Source organism: Cytophagaceae bacterium ABcell3 (assembly GCA_030913385.1).
Taxonomy (GTDB): domain Bacteria; phylum Bacteroidota; class Bacteroidia; order Cytophagales; family Cytophagaceae; genus ABcell3.
The window spans coordinates 4,027,391-4,048,532 of the sequence record CP133159.1; the positions used below are offsets into that span (position 1 = coordinate 4,027,391).

The 21,142-nt window shown below is 40.7% G+C and carries 20 protein-coding genes; 14 read left to right on the plus strand and 6 right to left on the minus strand.

All coding sequences use genetic code 11. The features are described from left to right. Window positions 1-293: 293 nt before the first annotated feature. Genes RCC89_16310 through RCC89_16320 form a run of 3 tightly spaced genes read left to right on the plus strand, consistent with a single transcriptional unit; the run spans window position 294 to window position 2,563 of the window. Window positions 294-929 carry a hypothetical protein gene (locus tag RCC89_16310; GenBank protein WMJ74718.1) on the plus strand — a complete coding sequence of 212 codons (636 nt, stop codon included), beginning with the start codon at window positions 294-296 and terminating at the stop codon, window positions 927-929. Beyond that, window positions 883-2,100 (plus strand): glutathionylspermidine synthase family protein, encoded by a 1,218-nt coding sequence (locus RCC89_16315; GenBank protein ID WMJ74719.1) that lies wholly within the window; start codon window positions 883-885, stop codon window positions 2,098-2,100. Before RCC89_16310 ends, RCC89_16315 begins: the two co-directional genes overlap by 47 nt. Window positions 2,101-2,128: 28 nt before the next feature. Continuing rightward, a complete protein-coding gene (locus RCC89_16320) occupies window positions 2,129-2,563 on the plus strand; it encodes a DoxX family protein (protein WMJ74720.1) in 435 nt (144 codons plus the stop codon). A 24-nt stretch (window positions 2,564-2,587) separates the two neighbouring features. Here the strand turns inward: RCC89_16320 and ttcA are convergent, their stop codons facing one another. Together ttcA and RCC89_16330 are read right to left on the minus strand one after the other, a co-directional pair. After that, window positions 2,588-3,406, minus strand: coding sequence for a tRNA 2-thiocytidine(32) synthetase TtcA (ttcA, locus tag RCC89_16325; GenBank protein ID WMJ74721.1), 819 nt, complete (start codon window positions 3,404-3,406; stop codon window positions 2,588-2,590). Between the two features lie 118 nt (window positions 3,407-3,524). Next, the gene (locus RCC89_16330) at window positions 3,525-3,953 is read right to left on the minus strand and encodes a hypothetical protein (GenBank protein ID WMJ74722.1); all 429 of its coding nucleotides are present in this window, start codon (window positions 3,951-3,953) and stop codon (window positions 3,525-3,527) included. Window positions 3,954-4,266: 313 nt separating this feature from the next. Here RCC89_16330 and RCC89_16335 point away from each other — a divergent pair, with 313 nt between their 5' ends. Then, window positions 4,267-5,397 (plus strand): OmpA family protein, encoded by a 1,131-nt coding sequence (locus tag RCC89_16335; GenBank protein ID WMJ74723.1) that lies wholly within the window; start codon window positions 4,267-4,269, stop codon window positions 5,395-5,397. Between the two features lie 383 nt (window positions 5,398-5,780). Continuing rightward, a complete protein-coding gene (locus RCC89_16340; protein ID WMJ74724.1) occupies window positions 5,781-6,668 on the plus strand; it encodes a DUF6089 family protein in 888 nt (295 codons plus the stop codon). Here RCC89_16340 and RCC89_16345 read toward each other — a convergent pair whose 3' ends face one another. Beyond that, the gene (locus RCC89_16345; protein WMJ74725.1) at window positions 6,669-8,183 is read right to left on the minus strand and encodes a hypothetical protein; all 1,515 of its coding nucleotides are present in this window, start codon (window positions 8,181-8,183) and stop codon (window positions 6,669-6,671) included. Window positions 8,184-8,486: 303 nt separating this feature from the next. On the opposite strand from RCC89_16345, the gene ilvB reads away from it, so the two are divergent. From ilvB to rlmH, 3 genes are all read left to right on the plus strand, one after another. Then, complete coding sequence (gene ilvB / locus RCC89_16350; GenBank protein WMJ74726.1) at window positions 8,487-10,199, plus strand: biosynthetic-type acetolactate synthase large subunit; 1,713 nt, start codon at window positions 8,487-8,489, stop codon at window positions 10,197-10,199. A 44-nt stretch (window positions 10,200-10,243) separates the two neighbouring features. After that, window positions 10,244-10,534 carry an ACT domain-containing protein gene (locus RCC89_16355; protein WMJ74727.1) on the plus strand — a complete coding sequence of 97 codons (291 nt, stop codon included), beginning with the start codon at window positions 10,244-10,246 and terminating at the stop codon, window positions 10,532-10,534. A 350-nt stretch (window positions 10,535-10,884) separates the two neighbouring features. Beyond that, window positions 10,885-11,358: a 23S rRNA (pseudouridine(1915)-N(3))-methyltransferase RlmH gene (gene rlmH, locus RCC89_16360; GenBank protein ID WMJ74728.1), complete on the plus strand. Its 474-nt coding sequence runs from the start codon at window positions 10,885-10,887 to the stop codon at window positions 11,356-11,358. A 40-nt stretch (window positions 11,359-11,398) separates the two neighbouring features. Here the strand turns inward: rlmH and RCC89_16365 are convergent, their stop codons facing one another. Next, entirely contained in the window at window positions 11,399-12,064 is a 666-nt protein-coding gene (locus RCC89_16365; GenBank protein WMJ74729.1) for a TlpA disulfide reductase family protein, read from the minus strand. A gap of 42 nt (window positions 12,065-12,106) precedes the next feature. Here RCC89_16365 and RCC89_16370 point away from each other — a divergent pair, with 42 nt between their 5' ends. Beyond that, a complete protein-coding gene (locus RCC89_16370) occupies window positions 12,107-13,696 on the plus strand; it encodes a hypothetical protein (GenBank protein WMJ74730.1) in 1,590 nt (529 codons plus the stop codon). On the opposite strand, the gene RCC89_16375 is transcribed toward RCC89_16370, so the two are convergent. Continuing rightward, window positions 13,693-14,703 carry a Gfo/Idh/MocA family oxidoreductase gene (locus RCC89_16375; protein WMJ74731.1) on the minus strand — a complete coding sequence of 337 codons (1,011 nt, stop codon included), beginning with the start codon at window positions 14,701-14,703 and terminating at the stop codon, window positions 13,693-13,695. The two genes, RCC89_16370 and RCC89_16375, sit on opposite strands and share 4 nt — an antisense overlap. 671 nt (window positions 14,704-15,374) lie before the next feature. Here RCC89_16375 and RCC89_16380 point away from each other — a divergent pair. The 5 genes from RCC89_16380 to RCC89_16400 all read left to right on the plus strand — a co-directional run bounded on the left by RCC89_16380 (window position 15,375) and on the right by RCC89_16400 (window position 19,208). Beyond that, window positions 15,375-15,557: a hypothetical protein gene (locus RCC89_16380; protein WMJ74732.1), complete on the plus strand. Its 183-nt coding sequence runs from the start codon at window positions 15,375-15,377 to the stop codon at window positions 15,555-15,557. A gap of 536 nt (window positions 15,558-16,093) precedes the next feature. After that, window positions 16,094-16,276 carry a hypothetical protein gene (locus RCC89_16385; GenBank protein ID WMJ74733.1) on the plus strand — a complete coding sequence of 61 codons (183 nt, stop codon included), beginning with the start codon at window positions 16,094-16,096 and terminating at the stop codon, window positions 16,274-16,276. Between the two features lie 530 nt (window positions 16,277-16,806). Continuing rightward, window positions 16,807-16,989 (plus strand): hypothetical protein, encoded by a 183-nt coding sequence (locus tag RCC89_16390; protein WMJ74734.1) that lies wholly within the window; start codon window positions 16,807-16,809, stop codon window positions 16,987-16,989. A gap of 530 nt (window positions 16,990-17,519) precedes the next feature. Next, a complete protein-coding gene (locus RCC89_16395) occupies window positions 17,520-17,702 on the plus strand; it encodes a hypothetical protein (GenBank protein WMJ74735.1) in 183 nt (60 codons plus the stop codon). 1,323 nt (window positions 17,703-19,025) lie between these two features. Then, a complete protein-coding gene (locus RCC89_16400) occupies window positions 19,026-19,208 on the plus strand; it encodes a hypothetical protein (protein WMJ74736.1) in 183 nt (60 codons plus the stop codon). A 444-nt stretch (window positions 19,209-19,652) separates the two neighbouring features. On the opposite strand, the gene RCC89_16405 is transcribed toward RCC89_16400, so the two are convergent. After that, window positions 19,653-21,137, minus strand: a complete 1,485-nt coding sequence (locus RCC89_16405) for an OmpA family protein (GenBank protein ID WMJ74737.1) — start codon at window positions 21,135-21,137, stop codon at window positions 19,653-19,655. Window positions 21,138-21,142: the final 5 nt, after the last annotated feature.

Genomic DNA, 21,142 nt, shown 5'->3' on the forward strand with positions numbered 1-21,142 from the left:
CGATTGTCAAACAAAAGCACTCCACCCACAATAAACCTGAAAACTTTCGTGTAAAAATATAAACAATGTATCAAAGCTTGAAACATCATATTAACATTAACCAGGTAGTATACTAACGATCGCTTCTAAAGGCAAGTTTAGATATCAACTTTATTAATACTTAAACTACTAGCTATTAAACATTAGCAAAATAAAGATGGTGTTTTTTATAATATTTAATGCAAAAAAATGAATTTATAGAAGTCAAATATTTTTATATATTTGTTACTAATTAAACTTTTGCCCCTACAGACATGCCAATAAAGAGAAAAAACACATTTATAAAAAAAGTAAGAGACATTTCCATTGCCGGCAGTATATCCCTTAGCGTGATCGCCAGTGGAGGCTTCATGCAGTCTTGCGGCAGTTCTTCACAAGAGTACGAAACAGTTTATACCAAAGGAATTCGCTCCTACATACAAGAAATAGAGCCGGGCGAGTTCAAGATCATGGACGAGGAGGTATCCGCAGATGGCAAATCTATGGCCCATGTAACATATCTGGACGGGCGCACAGAAACGCTAACGTTAGAAGAAATGAAAAAGCTGGCTGCGGAAGAAAATGCAAACTCCAATATCGACTCTTTGAGCCAAGAGCTTTCAAACGCTGGTCAAGAACCTGATACTAGCTCGCAAAGGCAACAAAGAAGCGGATTTGGCTTTGGAGGTCTTGGAACCTTACTTTTGCTAAGCAACATGGGGTCCATGATGGGGCGTTCAGGTGCTGTAGCTCCTAACCCTGGAGTATATGCCAATAAGGAAACTTTTCAAAAAGCCCAATCAAACAACACCTCATTTAAAAACTCTGCTGTAAGAAGACCTGTTTCTTCAAGCAAAGGTTTCTTTGGAAAAAGCGGCAACAGTAGTACTGGAAGGTCGTTTGGAGGTTAAAAACATGGTAAACCTTCAAAAACTACCTACCGCCCCCGACCAGCAACTTAAAAACTTGCAGTGGAACTGGATGCTGGGCGAAGACACCATGCCCTATATTACCGATGACATGGTCACTGTTTCCGAAAAAGAAGCTGAAGCATATTACAAAGCTGGGGAGGAACTATATGATATGTTTGTGCAAGCCGCACAGTACGTCATTGACAAAAAGCTTTATGCACAGCTAGGAATACCTTCCAACCTGGAAAAGATGATTTACCACAGTTGGGAGGAAGACCACCTGCACCTGTATGGACGCTTTGATTTGGCAGGAGGCATAGATGGGCAACCTATAAAGCTTATCGAATTTAATGCCGACACTCCTACTGCAATTCCAGAAACAGGCATTGTGCAATGGGCACATTTAAAAGCCAATGGCATGGACGACACAAAGCAGTTCAATAACCTTTATGAGTCCCTTACCAACCACTTCAGAAGACTCTTGGGCAGACATCCACAAAGAGACCCTTCCATCCTATTTACAACTATAGAAGGCAGCCCTGAAGACGACACCAATGTCTCTGTCTTATTGGAAGCTGCACGTGAAGCAGGTTTTGACGCCGACTTCCATTATATCCACCAAGTGGAATTTTCACCCGAAGAAGGTATTTTCATTGAAAATAACGCTGGTGAATACTACCGATACGACTTCTGTTTTAAACTTGTTCCTTGGGAATATATAGGTTTAGAAGAACCGGACTTGGCAAAAATACTCACAAGCATTACTGAAAACGATCTGGCAGTAATAGTAAATCCGGCATACACCATTCTATTTCAGTCAAAAGGTATACTGAAAGTCCTTTGGGATCTCTTCCCGCATCATCCTTTATTATTGGAAACTAGAGATCGCAAACTAAACTTTAAGCAACAGGTAGAAAAGGTAATGTTTGGCCGCGAAGGTGCCAATGTAAAAATTTTAAATGAAAGAGGGCTTGTAACAGAAGAACTTGCTGGCGAATATGATTTTTATGACAAAATCTATCAAGAATATACCGAATTTCCTAAAGATAGTCATGGAAACTATTATCAGGCAGGTTTGTTCTTTACTTATGAAGCCTGTAGCTTAGGCTACCGTCGTGGTGGAAGGATATTAGGCAACACAGCCCAATTCACCGGACACATTATCAAATAACCACTTAAAACAATTAACATACGGATAGATGAGAAGTATTTTTAGCACTGCATATAATCAAACAGTTTTTCACCTGTGGCTATTGTTTTTCAGGGTTACCGCTTCTGCTTTCATGCTTACCCATGGCGCACCAAAATTTATAAAGGTTTTGGAGGGTGATTTTACTTTTGCGGATCCATTGGGCGTTGGCCCTGCTGTTTCATTAATCCTGACAGTATTTGCAGAATTCTTTTGCTCTATATTTATCCTTCTAGGTCTAGGCACACGACTGGCCGTTATACCCCTGATCATTACCATGCTGGTTGCCGCTTTTGTAGTTCACGCAGCAGATCCATTTGCCAAACAAGAGCTGCCGCTACTCTATGTATTGATTTACGCCACACTGCTCATTACTGGCAGTGGCAAGCTATCCATCGACTATTTTATTGAGAAAAAGTCGTCAAAAAACAAATACAGGTTTTAAGCAGCACGAGGGATACCTCCTGGCTTATATCATATCGTCCAAGCTTAATTTAGCATCATCTTTCCTGACTAAAGGGCTAAGATTTTTAAAATCATATAGCTCTTGATCAAGCAGGTGAGAAGGTGAAATATTAGACAGTGCATTCATAATTATTTTTTTCCTGTCAGGATACTGTTGCTCCCAGTTTTCAAGCATCTGTTTAATGATCTTGCGCTGCATATTTTGCTGAGAACCGCACAGCGTACATGGGATAATAGGGAATTGCCTGATATCCGCATAGGCTTGGATATCTTTTTCTTTACAATAAGCCAAAGGTCTTATAACGACATGCTCACCGTTATCGGTCTCATACTTGGGAGGCATGGCCTCAAGCTTTCCACTGAAAAACAGGTTTAAAAAAAACGTCTCTATGATATCCTCCTGATGATGACCGAGCGCTATTTTTGTTGCCCCCAATTCTTTTGCAGCCGCATACAGGTTACCCCTTCTCAACCTACTGCATAAACTGCACATGGTCTTTCCCTCTGGCACCTTTTCTTTGACTATACTATAAGTATCTTTTTCTACGATTTTAAAGTCCACTCCCAAAGACTCTAGGTAATTGGGAAGCACATGTTCCGGAAACCCAGGTTGCTTTTGATCTAAATTTACAGCCACAATTCCAAAGTCATACCCCTGCTGAATATGCAACAGCATATCCAACATAGTGTAACTATCTTTGCCACCAGACAGACAAACCATTACTTTATCTCCCGGCTCGAACATTGAAAAATCCTTAGCCGCACTCCAAACAGCTTTCCTGATTTTCTTGACAAGCTTATTATTATCTAACTCAAGGCTCATTAGTGTTTAATATGTAATGGTTCAAATTAAATAAATTTACAAAAACATTTGAAAACACCTACTGGTCAATAAAAAAAGGGCTTCCGCCCTTTCAAAAAATTATATACAGATCACATGATCAATAAGTTAAGAAATTAGCACATTCTTCCTTTACGTCTGCTTTAGTTTTTTCAGGATCGTCTACTCCCCTGATTATTTTATTTACTAACACACCGGAAATTGCTTTTCTAAACCCAAGTTTTTCGGTAATATCGATTACTGCCTGAACCTCATCATCTTCATTGATCCCGTCAGCCAAAAGCATTTCTACAAGATCATACACTCTGTCAAATCTGGCAGAGTCATTGTCTGGAACTTTAAATTTTATAGGCTTATCACTTTTAATAATTTTTTTCACCTTCTCTTTAGTAATACCATTGCGCTCTCCTATCTGAAAAACCAACTTCTTTTCCCCTACCGAAAACTTTCCATCAGATTTAGCAATAGCTACCAAATTGGCAATGTGGCTTTTTATGCCTTTTGTCTTTTTACTCTCAAACAGTTCCATATATAATCTAATTTTTTACAAACATAAGCCTTTAACCTTTAATATCACAAATAATACAATTAATAAAGTAAAACAACCTAATAAATTACCTTAATAAATAAATAAAGTACAATTCAACCTTACCATATGTATTATTAAATAAAATAGCAAAATCTTTCAAAAGTCTTAAACGCATCTAAACATATGAAAAGAAAAACAACAGCTATTTTTTTTTAAAAAAGCATACATTTTTATAACTTCCAAAGTTTCCGCACATGGATAAACCAGCAATGCACTTATCAAAATTCAGGCCAATTTCTTTATCTTTACAAGTATGCTGAAAATATTAGCCATACTGATCCTTGCATTGACGCCAGCCTATGCAGAAAGCCTTATCCAAAACGGCAGTTTTGAGAACGGCGCTCAGCATTGGAGCAACTGGAGGCCACCTGGCCTACCCACGGGCTATGTTTTTGATATTTCTGCAGATTATGACAAATATGGTATTGAGCAAGCTCCAGAAGGCTCTTTTTTTGCTGAGGTAGACCACGAAAGCAACTTCAGCCAAACCGTAAGTACTCATCCTGGAGAAAGCTACAAATTAAGATTTGCCATTGGGCGTAGAGGAAACTTGAACCACGACCGCTGGTTTCGGGTACTTATAAATGGAAGGGAAGTCTTTGAAAAACTGGTAAATAAAGAAACAATTGAACATGGGTTTGCTTACGAAGAACTAACCTATACAGCACAGCTCGAAGAAACCACCATCAGTTTCTATGTTTACGGAAAGACAGGAAATCCAACACACGGGGTGCTTTTAGACGATATATCCTTTACCCATAATCTAAAATATAAGTTTGACGAAAAACAAATCCACCTAATTACTGGCAAAATTATTGACCATGCTACCGAGCAACCTCTAAAAGCTTTGGTAAACTATACATTAAACACAAGCACCAAAGGCTATACATGGTCTGACCCTTTGAACGGAAATTTTCAACTTGCCACCTTAAACCCGTTCCAAATATCTTTGTCTATATATTTGCGAGGCTACCAGCCATACACCAACCAGTATACTTATCACGAAATGAAAGACCAAGTACTGGAAATAAGGCTAAGGCCAGTGGAAAAAACAGTTCTGAAAAATGTCCTTTTTGATCAATCTTCAGCAAACCTTAAGCAGAGTTCCTATTACACACTGGACAGTTTAGCCAGTTTCCTCTTGGAGCATCCTGACATAAAAATAAAACTTACCGGGCATACAGAGAACACAGGCAGCCGTGATGCCAACCTCAAGCTCTCGGAAAAGCGCGCCCAAGAAGTTCAAAAATACCTAAGCAATCAAGGAGTATCAAACAAAAGAATTCTCATAGAAGGAAAAGGGTCTTCTGAACCTTTGGCTGAAAACAATACGCCGGAAAATCAAGCTTTAAACAGGAGGGTCGAATTAGAGATCATTGAATAACAGAAACTAAACCTTAAAAAAACATAAACCGTAAAAACAAAGACCTAGTTTATATCAAGGCCAATCCCCTACACAACCATCAAACCGTTTTAATCCATGATGAAACACTTAATCTTTCCAATTCTCTTTTTTATACATCTAACCGTTTCCGCCCAAAACTTTCCAGGGGGCTTCAACTTTCAACTTCCACCTTTTGACAGCACCACCCAACAGTTTCTCCCTCAATTCCCCAAAGTGCCTATCAACCATAACACCTTTATAAAAGCAGATCAGGCTGGCAAATCAACAAATAATTTTTATTGAACCTTTAAACAGAATGGGGGCATTTCAAGTTTACCTATACCCTACCGAACCTGTTCAACATCAACCGGTAGGAAAAAAATATGAATGGACTAAAGATTTGGCTGTTTATCGGTGTTATCGCCTGCTCAATAGTTTTGCCTAAAAACGCCTACACACAAAACGCGCAAAAGGCCATTTTAGAAATTGGAGGCACTGTTGGGCTATCAAAATATTTTGGAGACTTGAACCAACGTCTGTTTTCACCAGGCATACATTCCGCCTGGGGTATCTTTTTGCGCTACAATGCCAACAAGCACCTTGCACTCAGGACTTCTTTGCTCTATACCCGCCTTCAAGGAAATGATGCCCACAGCAGAAACATCGAAGACAGAATCAGAAACTTGAGCTTCACAACAGTTTTACCTGAACTGTCACTGACAGGAGAAGTATATTTAACAGACCGGTACAACCGTAAGCTGTCGCCCTACCTCCAAGCCGGCATAGGTGTTTTCTACTTCAATCCAACCACCAAGTACAAAGGAGCAAATGTCCAGCTACAGCCTTTAGGAACAGAAGGACAAGGGATAGAAGGCTATCCATCCAGATATTCGAGAACGGCAATTGCAGGCATTATAGGCGCAGGAGTCAGTTATAATATTTCACCGAAAATAAACCTTGCGTTTGAGATAGCCTACCGCTTCACCTCTACCAATTATTTGGATGATGTTGGGGGAGTCTATCCCAATAGAGGAGACCTTCATGAACACAATGAACCACTGGCAGCTTTTTTGACCGACCGTTCGCAAGAAGCGGCGTTAAAAGACCAAGCGCTTATGCAATATATAGAAGAAAATTACGGAGGCATTTCTGTAGATGAAAATGGCTACCCATACATCCCTGGCCTCACAGACGAAGGAAATTTCAGAGGCAACAACAGAAGTGACCAGTTTTTGATCGTATCATTCGCAATAAGCTATACTATTAAATAACTAACACTTGCGCATGCGAAGCTTGGCTTTTTGGGCAATTATTTCTTCCACCGTTTTCTTTTCTATTTTACTTTCCAGCCATGATATAATATCGAAATAAATAAAAGCCCGCTTTTCATAGGGATTATCCGCCAATGGCAATAATCTGCTTTTCAATAAACGAAACTTCTCAATAAGTTGATTATCTTCAATTTCATGAGTCAACTCTTTTAAGAAAGAAAGAATGTAACGCTGAAACTGCTGCAAGTTCTTTTTCTTAAGTAGGTAGCGGTAAGTCGAAATAACATAATACCTAATTAGATCCCGGTTACCCAATTCATAATGACAAACAAGGTGAATAATTCTGGAAAAAGAATGCAAGTCTTCTCTAACCTCGTCGTGAGGTGTATTGATAAGCCGGTTAATCCACTTAAGAGATTTATGGAAATCACCAGCACCAAAATACAAGCAAGCGATCTTATAGCTTAAAATCAGTCCAGAATGGTGGTCCAAGGAATCTAAAAGCTGAAGCAATTCATTGTTATCTTCTAAAATCGCCTCGATGCCTATAGAAAAGTTACCATCCATAAAAAACCTATTGATCTCATGCATGTAATAATACTTCAGCAAGCGAATTCTCGTACTTTCGTTGATGTTCAAGCTTTTATCATCCGCCACCGACTGCAAAATTTTATTAGTCTCTACAAATTCATCATATTTATTTAGCTTAAACTGAGCAATAAGCAAATTATTGATAGCTTTAATGTATCCCTCTGTATCTGACACACGCAATGACTGTTGTTTTTGATAAAGAGAAGCAAGTTTGCAGGCATATTGATACCCATTTTCAAAATCTTGGACAAAAAAGTAATATCCTGCATATAAGCGGTAAAGGTGAAGATATTCTGTCACCCCCATCGACACCTGGTTAGCTTGCGCCAAACTGTTCTCAAAAAAAGCCTTTACCTTCAAATAGTCTTCCTCGTCTTTGATATAACCCGTTCGGGTATATAGCGAGTTTAACTTTATAGAAAGGTTGGAGAACATGGAGATATTGTTGATTTTTTTCATCAGCTCCCGCACCTCACTTATAAGCCCATCCACCTTGGCTTCTGTGTCATGGTCAATGGTATTCATCAAAACACTTTTCTCCAGTTTGATAATTTCCAGTTGCTGCTCAGGATTATCGTGTGTAGCGGCCAATTTTCGGGCTTTTCTCAAACAGTTAAGCCCTTGCGCATACAACCTCCGCTCAAAAAGCAACTGAGCATAATCTATTTGTTCTCTGATTTGAATATCTAAAATGCGGCATGCGTTAAACTGGCGCATGGCCTGTAATATACGGTTGTACAAATAAGCCTTCATGTTAGAAACCTGCTCTGGCTTAAGACCTTTAACTTTTTCGACTACCGCTTTCTCATCATACTTACCACGACAGGCATTTATTTCATCAAAAAGGCGCATCATAATCTTATTGTCATTACCCCCAGACACAGAGTTATGCAGCCTAAAGTAGCGTTTTTCGCTCCTTGACATAGATTGAATCAAATCATATAGATTATGAGAATTTTGCCTTGACATCGTAACAAAAATTTATTCCTAGCTTTAATCGGACACACAAATAAACGAATTTTAAACCATAAAATCTCTTTAGAAACCGTAATTATAAAAATATTTAAAAATACCTTTAAAATCGTAAATAAAAAATTCACAATAAACTGTATTACAACACGTTAAAACCATCACAATAAACACAGAATGCGTAATAACGAAACAATTAAAACAATCCTAATCCATAATAAAAAGTACCTTTAGGTCATTAATTCAGGAAAATAAAGCATGAACGGCAAGCAAAACGGAGCACAAATTTTAATCAGTTGCCTTGAAGACATGGGTGTTGAATACATCTTTGGTTACTCAGGCGGAGCTGCATTACCTATTTTCGATGCCTTATATGATTCCAAGATCAAGCTGATTCTCACCAGGCATGAGCAAGGCGCCTCACATATGGCAGACGGCTATGCCCGGGTAACAGGAAAACCTGGCGTCGTATTGGTTACCAGCGGCCCTGGTGCAACAAATACCATTACAGGAATCATGACTGCACAAATGGACTCTGTGCCTATGATCGTGCTGACCGGCCAAACCATCTCCCCTCTTTTGGGTATGGACGCCTTTCAAGAGGCAGATATTTTTGGTTCTACCATGCCACTGGTAAAATATAATTACCTAGTGAAAAAAACGAACGACATTCCCGCTGTAGTAAAAGAAGCATTCTACTTAACCAACTCGGGAAGACCTGGCCCAGTCCTGATAGACTTGCCTAAAGATATAACTTCTGCCAACTTTACCGGCAACACAGAAGAGTCCTATAAAAGCAACGCTTATAAAGTACCAGGAACGCCTAATCCTGACCATATACAACAAATGGCAAAACTGCTCAATGAAGCCAAAAGACCCTTGTTACTGGTTGGCCATGGCGCATTGATAGCAGAAGCTTCTGAAGAAGTAAAAGCTTTGGCTGAAACACTCCAAGCACCCGTTACCAATACATTGCTTGGCAAAGGAGCTTTTCCGGAAACTCACCCGCTATCCTTGGGAATGGCCGGTATGTACGGAACCGCTTATGCAAACTTTGCCATTCAAGAATGTGACCTGATCATGTCCATCGGCAGCCGGTGGGACGACAGGATCAATGGCAACAACAAGGAATTTTGCCCGGACGCAAAAAAACTCCATATAGATATTGACCCGGCTGAGATCGGAAAAATTGTCAAACCTGACGCCTATGTCATTGGAGATGCCAAAGTAGTGCTTCAGGAACTATTAAAGCACATCCAACCATTGAATACCAGCTCTTGGATATCTAGACTGGACTCATTGAAGGAAGAATATCCACTGTGCTACCCTAAAGACAAGGAACTGAGAGCGCAACATGTGCTAGACGAAGCTTATAAATTAACCCAAGGGAAAGCCATTGTCACCACCGACGTTGGCCAGCACCAAATGTGGGCAGCGCAGTTCTACAAAACAGATACCCCTGAAAAATGGGTATCTTCAGGAGGGGCAGGCACGATGGGTTTTGGTTTCCCATCAGCTATAGGGGCGCAACTAGGCAAACCTGACGACATGGTCATTGCCGTGGTTGGTGATGGTGGCTTCCAAATGACCCTTTGCGAACTTTCTACCGCAGCCATCCATCAATTACCGGTAAAAATATTGGTTATTGACAACAAGAACCTAGGCATGGTAAGGCAATGGCAAGAGCTATTTCTCGACAAACGGTATTCAGGAATAGACCTGGTAGGCAATCCCGATTTTATAAAACTAGCAGAATCGTATGGGATAAAAGCATTCCACATCGACACGCCATCCAATGTAAGCAAAGTACTTACAGAAGCATTTAACTACAATGAAGGCCCTTGCCTCATTCATGCGGAAGTAGTAAAAGAAGATAATGTATACCCATTTGTCCCAGCAGGCAAATCGGCCAAACATATGATCATTACCCCGCCGGACTGTCAAATGGAAATGCCGGAAGGCAGTACCTAGTATCTAAAAGAGATAAACGAGTTAAAAGAATATATTTATAAAACATGGATAACAGACATACTTTCAGACTACTTGTAGACCCAAGACCAGGCATCATGATCCGTGTAGCATTGGTACTGGAACGTCGTGGCTTTACTATCACCTTTATGGAACTGGCCGAAGATGCGTTAGAGCAAGGCTTGCACGAAATGGTCATTAAAGCTTACGGCGAAGAAGCCAAACTAGAGCAAATAGAAAAGCAACTGGCAAAAGTAGTAGATGTAGCAGAAGCTGAACTACGCTCTCCAGTGCATGTAAAAACACCTGCATTTATAGAGCAAAAAGCAGTAGCATAACCAACCAATTCAGTTTATTTCATTGATAATGAACCAATATTTTATCTGCCTTTTACTGTAAAAGAATAAATATTACGTTGCCGGACCCGTTCCGGCATCTGTTTGAAGTTTTGCAGAGAGGTATTATAATAGGAGGAACGACGAAGCAATCTAATCGTCAGGTCTGGTATAAATGTAGTGCCGATTTTTTATCGGCATGGCTAAGTTATGAGTGAAATATTGTGTTAAAAAAATACCGTCAAAATCCCCCTCCAAGTGGTTAAAATCCCTTGAAGGGGTCACACACAAGCCCCCCTTCTCCCCCAACGGCAATTTTTTCTTATTTTTGCCCAAACCCGAACAAACCGTATATGAAGATTAAAATCCTTACCATAGGCAAAACGGATGAAGCGTATTTAAAAGAAGGAGTTAAAAAATACCTAAACAGGCTTAAACACTACATTCAGGTAGAGCTTATAGAACTGCCAGATGTCAAACAAGGTAAAAAAACGACACCTGAGCAACTAAAGGAGGCGGAAGGGAAAATGCTTCTCCAAAAGATTGAGCATAACGACCAAGTTGTACTGCTAGATGAAAAGGGCAAGGAGTTTACCTCTGTAGGTTTTTCAAAGTATTTACAAAAGAAGATGAATATGAGTACAGCCAACCTGGTATTGATCATTGGAGGGCCTTTTGGGTTTTCAGAGGAAATATATCAGCGGGCACAGGAAAAAATCTGCTTATCAAGAATGACTTTTTCACATCAGATGGTCCGCCTTTTCCTGACAGAGCAGCTTTATAGAGGTTTTACCATATTAAGAGGAGAAAAATACCATCATGAATAAAAAAGGCGCAGACTAACCACGCCTTTTGCTTTTTTTAAATTTAGCTTTTCTCTTTTGAACCTTGCTTGCTGGAAAATATCTGTTGGTCATAAATTTCCATTACCTCATTTACATGGACTCCTGAATCAAAAAACATTAACATTTCCTTCTTTTCATTAAAAAGAAAGACATTAGGATAACCCGTTGCCCCAAAGTCTTTGTAAAAAACATCTTTAGAATCATGAAGTACCGTTATTTCTTCATATTTATCTAGCTTAAAACTGTTTACAAAAGCATTAACATCTTTTTTTTCATTAGGACTTACCATTATAACCTGTACATTGTCCAGTAAATGGCGGTTCTCTATAATTTCCTGAGTTTCATCAAGGCATATATCGCAAAACGGGTTAAAATAAACAATCATGTAACGCTTCCCTTCTTTAAGGTCTCTTTTCGAAAACTCTTCTCCTTCTAAAGTTGTGTATGTAAAGGAGGGCATTCTGTCTTTCTCAAAACCGGAATCATCTTCCGGATGTAGTACCTGCCAACCTGCCATTATAAAAGCAAATGCTGATAAAATGGCGAACCTGAATAAAATAAAGCTCCTCGTTTTCATCCTTCCACTACATTGATCTTTCACAATTAACCTAAATGGTTTATAGTATGTTATTGACTCTTTTATAATTTTTTGCCCCCCCTCAGCTGTCAACCTTTTCGGAACAATCATCTTTTTCACACAGTTATTTTATAGTACCGGATGGAAAGAGGAATGAAGTTATCCCAAAAACGCACTTTAATACTTATTTTGCTCCTACTCCCTTTTTATACTTCACTAAAGGGATGTGAGCATTATGAAAGCTTGCCCAAGCAACTAGCAATATCAGACACCTCAGATGTATATACCCCAGACAGCATTACTGTAGCCGCAGGCCCTCATTACAAAAGAGGAGGCTTACATAACCTTTTCTTCGGAAAACACTATAGGCCTCTTTGGGCAGAACCTGTAAAAATGCCTGTTTTTGATATAGGAGAAATGGGCGATTCCTTATATGCTGTCAAAAGAGGTGGCGGGCAACAGACTATGAATATCCGGCTGAAGGACAAAAATAAACGGCAATATGTATTGAGAAGTGTGGACAAAGACCAAGTATATGTAGTTCCTGAGAACTATAGGTTGGGTCTGGTAAAGTTTTTCTTAAGAGACCAAGCTTCTGCTATGAATCCATACGCTGCTTTGGTAGTACCTCCCTTAGCGGATGCAGCAGGTATCCTTCATGCCAATCCAAAACTTTTTTATGTACCCTACGATGAAAGATTTGGCGAGTTTGCGGATTTGGTAGCCAACCGGGTAATGATGTTTGAAGAATTTCCCAACAAACATTGGGCAGGCACCTCATTTTTTGGGAATGCAGACAAGTTGGTCAAAACTACCAAATTCTTAAAAAGAAGATACAAAAAGCAAGATGTCGTAGTAGATGAAAAAGCCTTTGCCCGGGCCCGGCTTTTTGATGTGTGGATCGGTGATTGGGACAGGCACAGAAACCAATGGCGGTGGGCTGAATACCGTCAGGACGACAAAAGAATTTACAAACCTATTCCGCGTGACCGGGACATTGTCTTTTACAGGTTTAATGACGGATTGCTTACTTATATAGCTAGCAGGTGGTTCATCATGCCTAAACTGCATTCTTTCGAACACCACTATGGCAGTATCAAGAACATGATGATCAACTCAAAGTACACGGACAATCTTTTACTGTCTTCCCTGGTAAAGGAGGATTGGATAGAAATAGCGAAAGATTTACAGGAAAACCTTACAGATGAAGCAATTGAACATGCCATTAAACAGTGGCCACCGGAGGTATTTAAACATGAAGGGGAAGCGACTATTGAGAAACTAAAAAATAGAAGGGAGTTTTTGGTAGAGGCTGCTGAAGAATTTTATATACAGCTAAACAAAGAGGTAACGCTTATAGGCACGGACAAAGAAGAAAGGTTCTATGTAAATAGAATCGACCACAAACATACCGAGGTAATTATTACCAATGCGGATTCATCAGAAGTTTTCTTTCACCGCACCTTTGACAACAAAATAACCAAAACTATTTGTCTTCATGGTTTAGAGGGCGATGATTACTTTTTGGTTACAGGCGAAGCTTCAAGAAGCCCTTTCGTCAATATCTATGGAGGTAAAGGAGAAGACACCATCATTGACCGTTCAAATGTAAAGGGGCTGAGGCGACATACTACTGTATATGACACAAGAGAAGGCAACCATGTTGAATTTGGAAGGGAGACCAAAGACAGACGCTCAAACGACCCTTCCATATTAGACATAGACAGAGAAGGCTGGAATTAATTTTGCCTTGCCTTCTCTAGGTATTTTATTACCAATGCAGCTTCTTGAGGCTTGACCAGCAGTTCAGACTTTGTAGCTATGGCACTGGCCAAATTTTCCCAAAACAGACGATAATCGCCTTTATCAAGTTCAATGTGAGAAATTTGCCCCGTTACCCTATTCTCAAAAATACCGTTTTGGTAAGGCGTTTCCTCTTCCCATTCATTATCAGTAGGCCTTAAGCCTTTCTTCAGGGCAGCCTCTTGGTTGTCGAGATCTTTCACTAAAAAACTACCTTTAGAACCTTCGTAATACAAGTGACTGGTCTTGTTGCCTACCAACATACCTGCGCTTACCTCTGCCACCAAGCCACTGCTATAGGTAAATTTAATATTGAAGTAATCATCAGCAAGTCCACCGTCTCGTTGCACTTGTATATCAGAAGCGATACTTTCCGGCTCACCAAAAATATAAAGAACATGGTCTACCAAATGCGAACCTAGATCATATAACAACCCAGACCCTGGGTTTCCAGAATCCCGCCAAGTATTTCCGGGCTCAGGCCTGTAGCGGTCAAACCTACAGATAAACCTTTCTGGGGTCCCAAGCATATTTTGCAAGACCATTTTCTTAATGGTCCTTATACCACTATCCAAACGGCGGTTATGATAAACAGTAAGAACCTTTCCGGTTTGTTCGGAAAGCTTAATTAAAGTATCAGCCTCCTGAGAAGTCAAAGTAAAAGGCTTGTCCACCACTACATGCTTACCAGCCCGCAACGCTTTTTCCGCCATTTCAAAGTGGTGTTCATTAGGAACGGTAATCACGATTACATCAACCTTTTCATCATTGATCAAGTCATCATAAGCCCTAACGATTTCCGCACAAGGGTAAAGTTCTTTAGAGCGGTTTTTAGTCCTTTCCAAGATCTTGTACAAATTAAACCTGGGTACCGATGAAATAAAAGGAGCATGGTATATTTCTCCGCCTTTACCAAATCCTACCAAACCTACATTATAAACAATCATAACATTATATAAAACGAGCGCAAATATACATCCCCATTAGTTAGAGAATTTAAAAACGCTCAAGTTATATTTTTATTTCTTTGTTTTTAACCTGAATTATGCGGTAGATTTCGTCCCCGTGAATCAACCTATACCGCTTACCCCAAACAGACCCCGCAACAGGTGCGGGGACACAGCTATCCATTACCCAACCACGTCATTGCGAGGAGGAACGACGAAGCAATCTTATCGTCAGGTCTGGTATTAATACATTATGATTGTAGTGCCGATTTTTTATCGGCATGGCTAAGGTATAAAAGTAGAGAAAGAGCCATAGGCCACACTAGCTCAATAGGTGAATTAAAAAATAATTATTGATTTGTCATAACCTCTAAAAAGCAACCTACACCGCTTACCCCAACCAGATTGCCGCGGCTTTGTTTCATAAGAAACTTAAGCCTTAAAGTTTAAAACCAAGAACTTTAACAACCACTACCTCGTGCCTCGCAATGACGGTTAAATATTGGTTTTCTGCTAACTATAATTCCCCTCCCGTAGTCAATCTTTTAACCCAACTAACCCATTACCCCGTCACGTCTTTGCGAGGAGGGACGACGAAGCAATCTAATCGTCAGGTCTGGTATTGATACATTATGATTGTAGTGCCGATTTTTTATCGGCATGGCTAAGTTATGAGTAAAACACAGTCATTAAAATCAACAGCCAAAATCAGCGATAACCTCCAAACTGGTAAGAGCCGAAAAGTAGACAAAAAGGATAAGTTAATAATCAGCAGCCCGGTAGCTACTAAGAGCGGGCGGGGACCCTATGGCTGGCGTGGGCATATTGCGGCTTGTGGGGTGCCGGATTTTTAAAAATGCCGCCATTAAGAACTGCCTTTGACAGTGAATCGTCAGTTAAGGCATTTTTCTGGCAGGGAGGGATTGTGCGTTTAGTGCGAGGCAATATGCCTTCAGCCATAGTGTCTTTTTTTGGTTACCTTTTTTGGACAAGCAAAAAAGGTAAGAAAAATCGGAGAATGAACCATAGGTTACGTTAGCCCAATGGGTGAATTAAAGGATAATTATTGATTTGTCAGAACCCCTAAAAACCAACCTACACCGCTTACCCTAACCAGATTGCCTCGGCATTTTTTCATAGAAGATAAAGCCTTAAAACTTCACCTCAAGAACTTTAACAACCACTACCTCGCGCCTCGCAATGACGGTTAAGTTTTGGTTTTCTGCTATTTAGAAATCATTATTTAGTATAATCAATCTCCATAGTCAACATATAAACCCATTTCCCAACCACGTCATTGCGAGGAGGTACGACGAAGCAATCTCATCGTCAGGTCTGGTATTGATACATTATGATTGTAGTGCCGATTTTTTATCGGCATGGCTAAGTTATGAGTAAAACACAGTCATTAAAATCAACAGCCAAAATCAGCGATAACCTCCAAACTGGTAAGAGCCGAAAAGTAGACAAAAAGGATAAGTTAATAATCAGCAGCCCGGTAGCTACTAAGAGCGGGCGGGGACCCTATGGCTGGCGTGGGCATATTGCGGCTTGTGGGGTGCCGGATTTTTAAAAATGCCGCCATTAAGAACTGCCTTTGACAGTGAATCGTCAGTTAAGGCATTTTTCTGGCAGGGAGGGATTGTGCGTTTAGTGCGAGGCAATATGCCTTCAGCCATAGTGTCTTTTTTTGGTTACCTTTTTTGGACAAGCAAAAAAGGTAAGAAAAATCGGAGAATGAACCATAGGTTACGTTAGCCCAATGGGTGAATTAAAGGATAATTATTGATTTGTCAGAACCCCTAAAAAGCAACCTACACCGCTTACTCCAAACAGATTGCCGCGGCTTTGTTTCATAAGAAACTTAAGCCTTAAAGTTTAAAACCAAGAACTTTAACAACCACTACCTCGTGCCTCGCAATGACGGTTAAATATTGGTTTTCTGCTAACTATAATTCCCCTCCCGTAGTCAATCTTTTAACCCAACTAACCCATTACCCCGTCACGTCTTTGCGAGGAGGGACGACGAAGCAATCTAATCGTCAGGTCTGGTATTGATACATTATGATTGTAGTGCCGATTTTTTATCGGCATGGCTAAGTTATGAGTAAAACACAGTCATTAAAATCAACAGCCAAAATCAGCGATAACCTCCAAACTGGTAAGAGCCGAAAAGTAGACAAAAAGGATAAGTTAATAATCAGCAGCCCGGTAGCTACTAAGAGCGGGCGGGGACCCTATGGCTGGCGTGGGCATATTGCGGCTTGTGGGGTGCCGGATTTTTAAAAATGCCGCCATTAAGAACTGCCTTTGACAGTGAATCGTCAGTTAAGGCATTTTTCTGGCAGGGAGGGATTGTGCGTTTAGTGCGAGGCAATATGCCTTCAGCCATAGTGTCTTTTTTTGGTTACCTTTTTTGGACAAGCAAAAAAGGTAAGAAAAATCGGAGAATGAACCATAGGTTACGTTAGCCCAATGGGTGAATTAAAGGATAATTATTGATTTGTCAGAACCCCTAAAAAGCAACCTACACCGCTTACTCCAAACAGATTGCCGCGGCTTTGTTTCATAAGAAACTTAAGCCTTAAAGTTTAAAACCAAGAACTTTAACAACCACTACCTCGTGCCTCGCAATGACGGTTAAATATTGGTTTTCTGCTAACTATAATTCCCCTCCCGTAGTCAATCTTTTAACCCAACTAACCCATTACCCCGTCACGTCTTTGCGAGGAGGGACGACGAAGCAATCTAATCGTCAGGTCTGGTATTGATACATTATGATTGTAGTGCCGATTTTTTATCGGCATGGCTAAGTTATGAGTAAAACACAGTCATTAAAATCAACAGCCAAAATCAGCGATAACCTCCAAACTGGTAAGAGCCGAAAAGTAGACAAAAAGGATAAGTTAATAATCAGCAGCCCGGTAGCTACTAAGAGCGGGCGGGGACCCTATGGCTGGCGTGGGCATATTGCGGCTTGTGGGGTGCCGGATTTTTAAAAATGCCGCCATTAAGAACTGCCTTTGACAGTGAATCGTCAGTTAAGGCATTTTTCTGGCAGGGAGGGATTGTGCGTTTAGTGCGAGGCAATATGCCTTCAGCCATAGTGTCTTTTTTTGGTTACCTTTTTTGGACAAGCAAAAAAGGTAAGAAAAATCGGAGAATGAACCATAGGTTACGTTAGCCCAATGGGTGAATTAAAGGATAATTATTGATTTGTCAGAACCCCTAAAAACCAACCTACACCACTCACCCCAAACAGATTGCCGCGGCATTTTTTCATAAGAAGATAAAGCCTTAAAGTTTCACCTCAAGAACTTTAACAACCACTACCTCGCGCCTCGCAATGACGGTTAAGTTTTGGTTTTCTGCTATTTAGAAATCATTATTTAGTATAATCAATCTCCGTAGTCAACATATAAACCCAATAAACCCATTTCCCAACCACGTCTTTGCGAGGAGGAACGACGAAGCAATCTAATCGTCAGGTCTGGTATTGATACATTATGATTGTAGTGCCGATTTTTTATCGGCATGGCTAAGGTATAAAAGTAGAGAAAGAGCCATAGGCCACACTAGCTCAATAGGTGAATTAAAAAATAATTATTGATTTGTCATAACCTCTAAAAAGCAACCTACACCGCTTACCCCAACCAGATTGCCGCGGCTTTGTTTCATAAGAAACTTAAGCCTTAAAGTTTAAAACCAAGAACTTTAACAACCACTACCTCGTGCCTCGCAATGACGCTTTAATTCTGTTTTTTCTGCTAATTACATCCCTTTAGTCAGTACAACAGAAATCTCCGTAGCCAATCTTTTAAACCAACTAACCCATTTCCCAACCACGTCATTGCGAGGAGGAACGACGAAGCAATCTTATCGTCAGGTCTGGTATTAATACATTATGATTGTAGTGCCGATTTTTTATCGGCATGGCTAAGGTATAAAAGTAGAGAAAGAGCCATAGGCCACACTAGCTCAATAGGTGAATTAAAAAATAATTATTGATTTGTCATAACCTCTAAAAAGCAACCTACACCGCTTACCCCAACCAGATTGCCGCGGCTTTGTTTCATAAGAAACTTAAGCCTTAAAGTTTAAAACCAAGAACTTTAACAACCACTACCTCGTGCCTCGCAATGACGGTTAAATATTGGTTTTCTGCTAACTATAATTCCCCTCCCGTAGTCAATCTTTTAACCCAACTAACCCATTACCCCGTCACGTCTTTGCGAGGAGGGACGACGAAGCAATCTAATCGTCAGGTCTGGTATTGATACATTATGATTGTAGTGCCGATTTTTTATCGGCATGGCTAAGTTATGAGTAAAACACAGTCATTAAAATCAACAGCCAAAATCAGCGATAACCTCCAAACTGGTAAGAGCCGAAAAGTAGACAAAAAGGATAAGTTAATAATCAGCAGCCCGGTAGCTACTAAGAGCGGGCGGGGACCCTATGGCTGGCGTGGGCATATTGCGGCTTGTGGGGTGCCGGATTTTTAAAAATGCCGCCATTAAGAACTGCCTTTGACAGTGAATCGTCAGTTAAGGCATTTTTCTGGCAGGGAGGGATTGTGCGTTTAGTGCGAGGCAATATGCCTTCAGCCATAGTGTCTTTTTTTGGTTACCTTTTTTGGACAAGCAAAAAAGGTAAGAAAAATCGGAGAATGAACCATAGGTTACGTTAGCCCAATGGGTGAATTAAAGGATAATTATTGACTTGTCAGAACCCCTAAAAACCAACCTACACCACTCACCCCAAACAGATTGCCGCGGCATTATTTCATAAGAAACTTAGGCCTTAAAGTTTAAACCCAAGAACTTTAACAACCACTATCTCGTGCCTCGCAATGACGGCTATATCCTAGGTTCTGCCAACTACAATCCTTAATATAACAAAAACCCTCCGTAGGATCTCAATCCAAACTCCGGCTGGTGCGGGCATGTCTACATTTCCAATACCTTAAACTCCACACGCCTATTTTTGGCTCGGTTTTCTTCACTGTCGTTTTTAACAGCGGGCTTATGCTTGCCGTAACCTTTTGGTACTAACCGTTCCTGACTGATACCACTGTCTTTCAGATAATCCACAACCGACTCGGCCCGCGACTGGGATAGTTTTTTATTGTATTCATCGCTCCCCCGGTCGTCTGTATGGGCAGATATTTCAAGTACCAGGTCAGGGTTCTTGTTCATTAACCGCACAACCCGCTTAAGCTCCGCAAATGACTCCTTGCTTAAAGAAGCTGCATCATGATCAAAAAGAATATTATTGAGCCTAAAAGATGCATCCTTTTTTAATGGCACAAGGGCAATCTCCTGCCTTTCAGCATACACACTTGTGTCTGTCAAATCCAGCCCTTGCGAATCAAAGGCATAGCCTTTCGCATTGGCGGAAAACTCGTAAACCTCATTGTCTTTCAGAAAAGCTTTGAAAGTACCCGTTTCAGCATCACTTTCAATCGTATAAACCATATCAGGATCATTCTTCGCTACAATTTTTACTTGCGCCTGAAGCGGTTCGCCTGTGTCTGCGCATTTCACCAAACCTCTTATCCCTTTCACCTCGTCAGGACGGAAAGCTTCAGGAATGGGCAAGAAGAAAATACTTTCTTTGTTGTTCGTAGAAGTCGAGGAAAAGTAAATAACATCGCCAGAGGCAGGCACCGTTACCAGTTCGTCATCTTTTGGAGTATTCATAAAAGCCATAGGCTCTGGTGTTGACCATTTTCCATTGTCGTACCGGGTCATGTACAAGTTGAACCCAGCTTGGTTAACTTCACGGATTGAAGAAAAAACCAACGTACGTCCATCTGCCATAATTCTAGGATAGGCCTCGCAACCACTATTGACAGGCGACGGCAAAGGTCTTGGTTTTTCAAATTCCCCATCAAGTTTTTCGGACACGTAAATATCGCAACAATGCTGCCCCATAGGCCCCCGTTTTCCATTTGGCCTCATAAAATAGAGCCTTTTACCGTCAGGGGACAAAGAGGGAAAACCTTCGTAGGACGTACTGTTTAAAGGCTTACCGGGGTTGATAGGCTCCGACCATTCTCCATCTTCCAAATGGCTGTACCAAATGTCTATTCCCCCTACCCCGCCTTTGATACCAGCGGTAAAAAACAGGGTCGTACCATCATAGGTCAAAAAAGGGCCTCCCAGAAATTCTTTTTCGCCTATAGACTTGTTTATCGCATCCAAGGCCTCCGGCTCTGACCAGTCTCCCGACTCCGTTTTTCGGGAAGCATACAAGGCCCAACGGCCATCCCGGTCTGACTCAAATATCAGCAAATTGCCATCAGCCGAAATGGTAGGTGCAAATTCCGCAAAATAAGGCGTATTAACAGGGGCGCCTAATGATTGCATTTCTTGTGCATTAAGAACTGTAGAGTAGACAAAAAGAATAGTAAAGGCGAAAATGTATCTCATCTCAA

Coding starts and splice junctions, on each gene's coding strand:
- RCC89_16310 (WMJ74718.1), top strand. CDS start 294: ATGCCAATAAAGAGAAAAAACACATTTATAAAAAAAGTAAGAGACATT.
- RCC89_16320 (WMJ74720.1), top strand. CDS start 2,129: ATGAGAAGTATTTTTAGCACTGCATATAATCAAACAGTTTTTCACCTG.
- ttcA (WMJ74721.1), bottom strand. CDS start 3,406: ATGAGCCTTGAGTTAGATAATAATAAGCTTGTCAAGAAAATCAGGAAA.
- RCC89_16330 (WMJ74722.1), bottom strand. CDS start 3,953: ATGGAACTGTTTGAGAGTAAAAAGACAAAAGGCATAAAAAGCCACATT.
- RCC89_16335 (WMJ74723.1), top strand. CDS start 4,267: ATGCTGAAAATATTAGCCATACTGATCCTTGCATTGACGCCAGCCTAT.
- RCC89_16340 (WMJ74724.1), top strand. CDS start 5,781: ATGAATGGACTAAAGATTTGGCTGTTTATCGGTGTTATCGCCTGCTCA.
- RCC89_16345 (WMJ74725.1), bottom strand. CDS start 8,183: ATGTCAAGGAGCGAAAAACGCTACTTTAGGCTGCATAACTCTGTGTCT.
- ilvB (WMJ74726.1), top strand. CDS start 8,487: ATGAACGGCAAGCAAAACGGAGCACAAATTTTAATCAGTTGCCTTGAA.
- RCC89_16355 (WMJ74727.1), top strand. CDS start 10,244: ATGGATAACAGACATACTTTCAGACTACTTGTAGACCCAAGACCAGGC.
- rlmH (WMJ74728.1), top strand. CDS start 10,885: ATGAAGATTAAAATCCTTACCATAGGCAAAACGGATGAAGCGTATTTA.
- RCC89_16365 (WMJ74729.1), bottom strand. CDS start 12,064: ATGATTGTTCCGAAAAGGTTGACAGCTGAGGGGGGGCAAAAAATTATA.
- RCC89_16370 (WMJ74730.1), top strand. CDS start 12,107: ATGAAGTTATCCCAAAAACGCACTTTAATACTTATTTTGCTCCTACTC.
- RCC89_16375 (WMJ74731.1), bottom strand. CDS start 14,703: ATGATTGTTTATAATGTAGGTTTGGTAGGATTTGGTAAAGGCGGAGAA.
- RCC89_16380 (WMJ74732.1), top strand. CDS start 15,375: ATGAGTAAAACACAGTCATTAAAATCAACAGCCAAAATCAGCGATAAC.
- RCC89_16385 (WMJ74733.1), top strand. CDS start 16,094: ATGAGTAAAACACAGTCATTAAAATCAACAGCCAAAATCAGCGATAAC.
- RCC89_16390 (WMJ74734.1), top strand. CDS start 16,807: ATGAGTAAAACACAGTCATTAAAATCAACAGCCAAAATCAGCGATAAC.
- RCC89_16395 (WMJ74735.1), top strand. CDS start 17,520: ATGAGTAAAACACAGTCATTAAAATCAACAGCCAAAATCAGCGATAAC.
- RCC89_16400 (WMJ74736.1), top strand. CDS start 19,026: ATGAGTAAAACACAGTCATTAAAATCAACAGCCAAAATCAGCGATAAC.
- RCC89_16405 (WMJ74737.1), bottom strand. CDS start 21,137: ATGAGATACATTTTCGCCTTTACTATTCTTTTTGTCTACTCTACAGTT.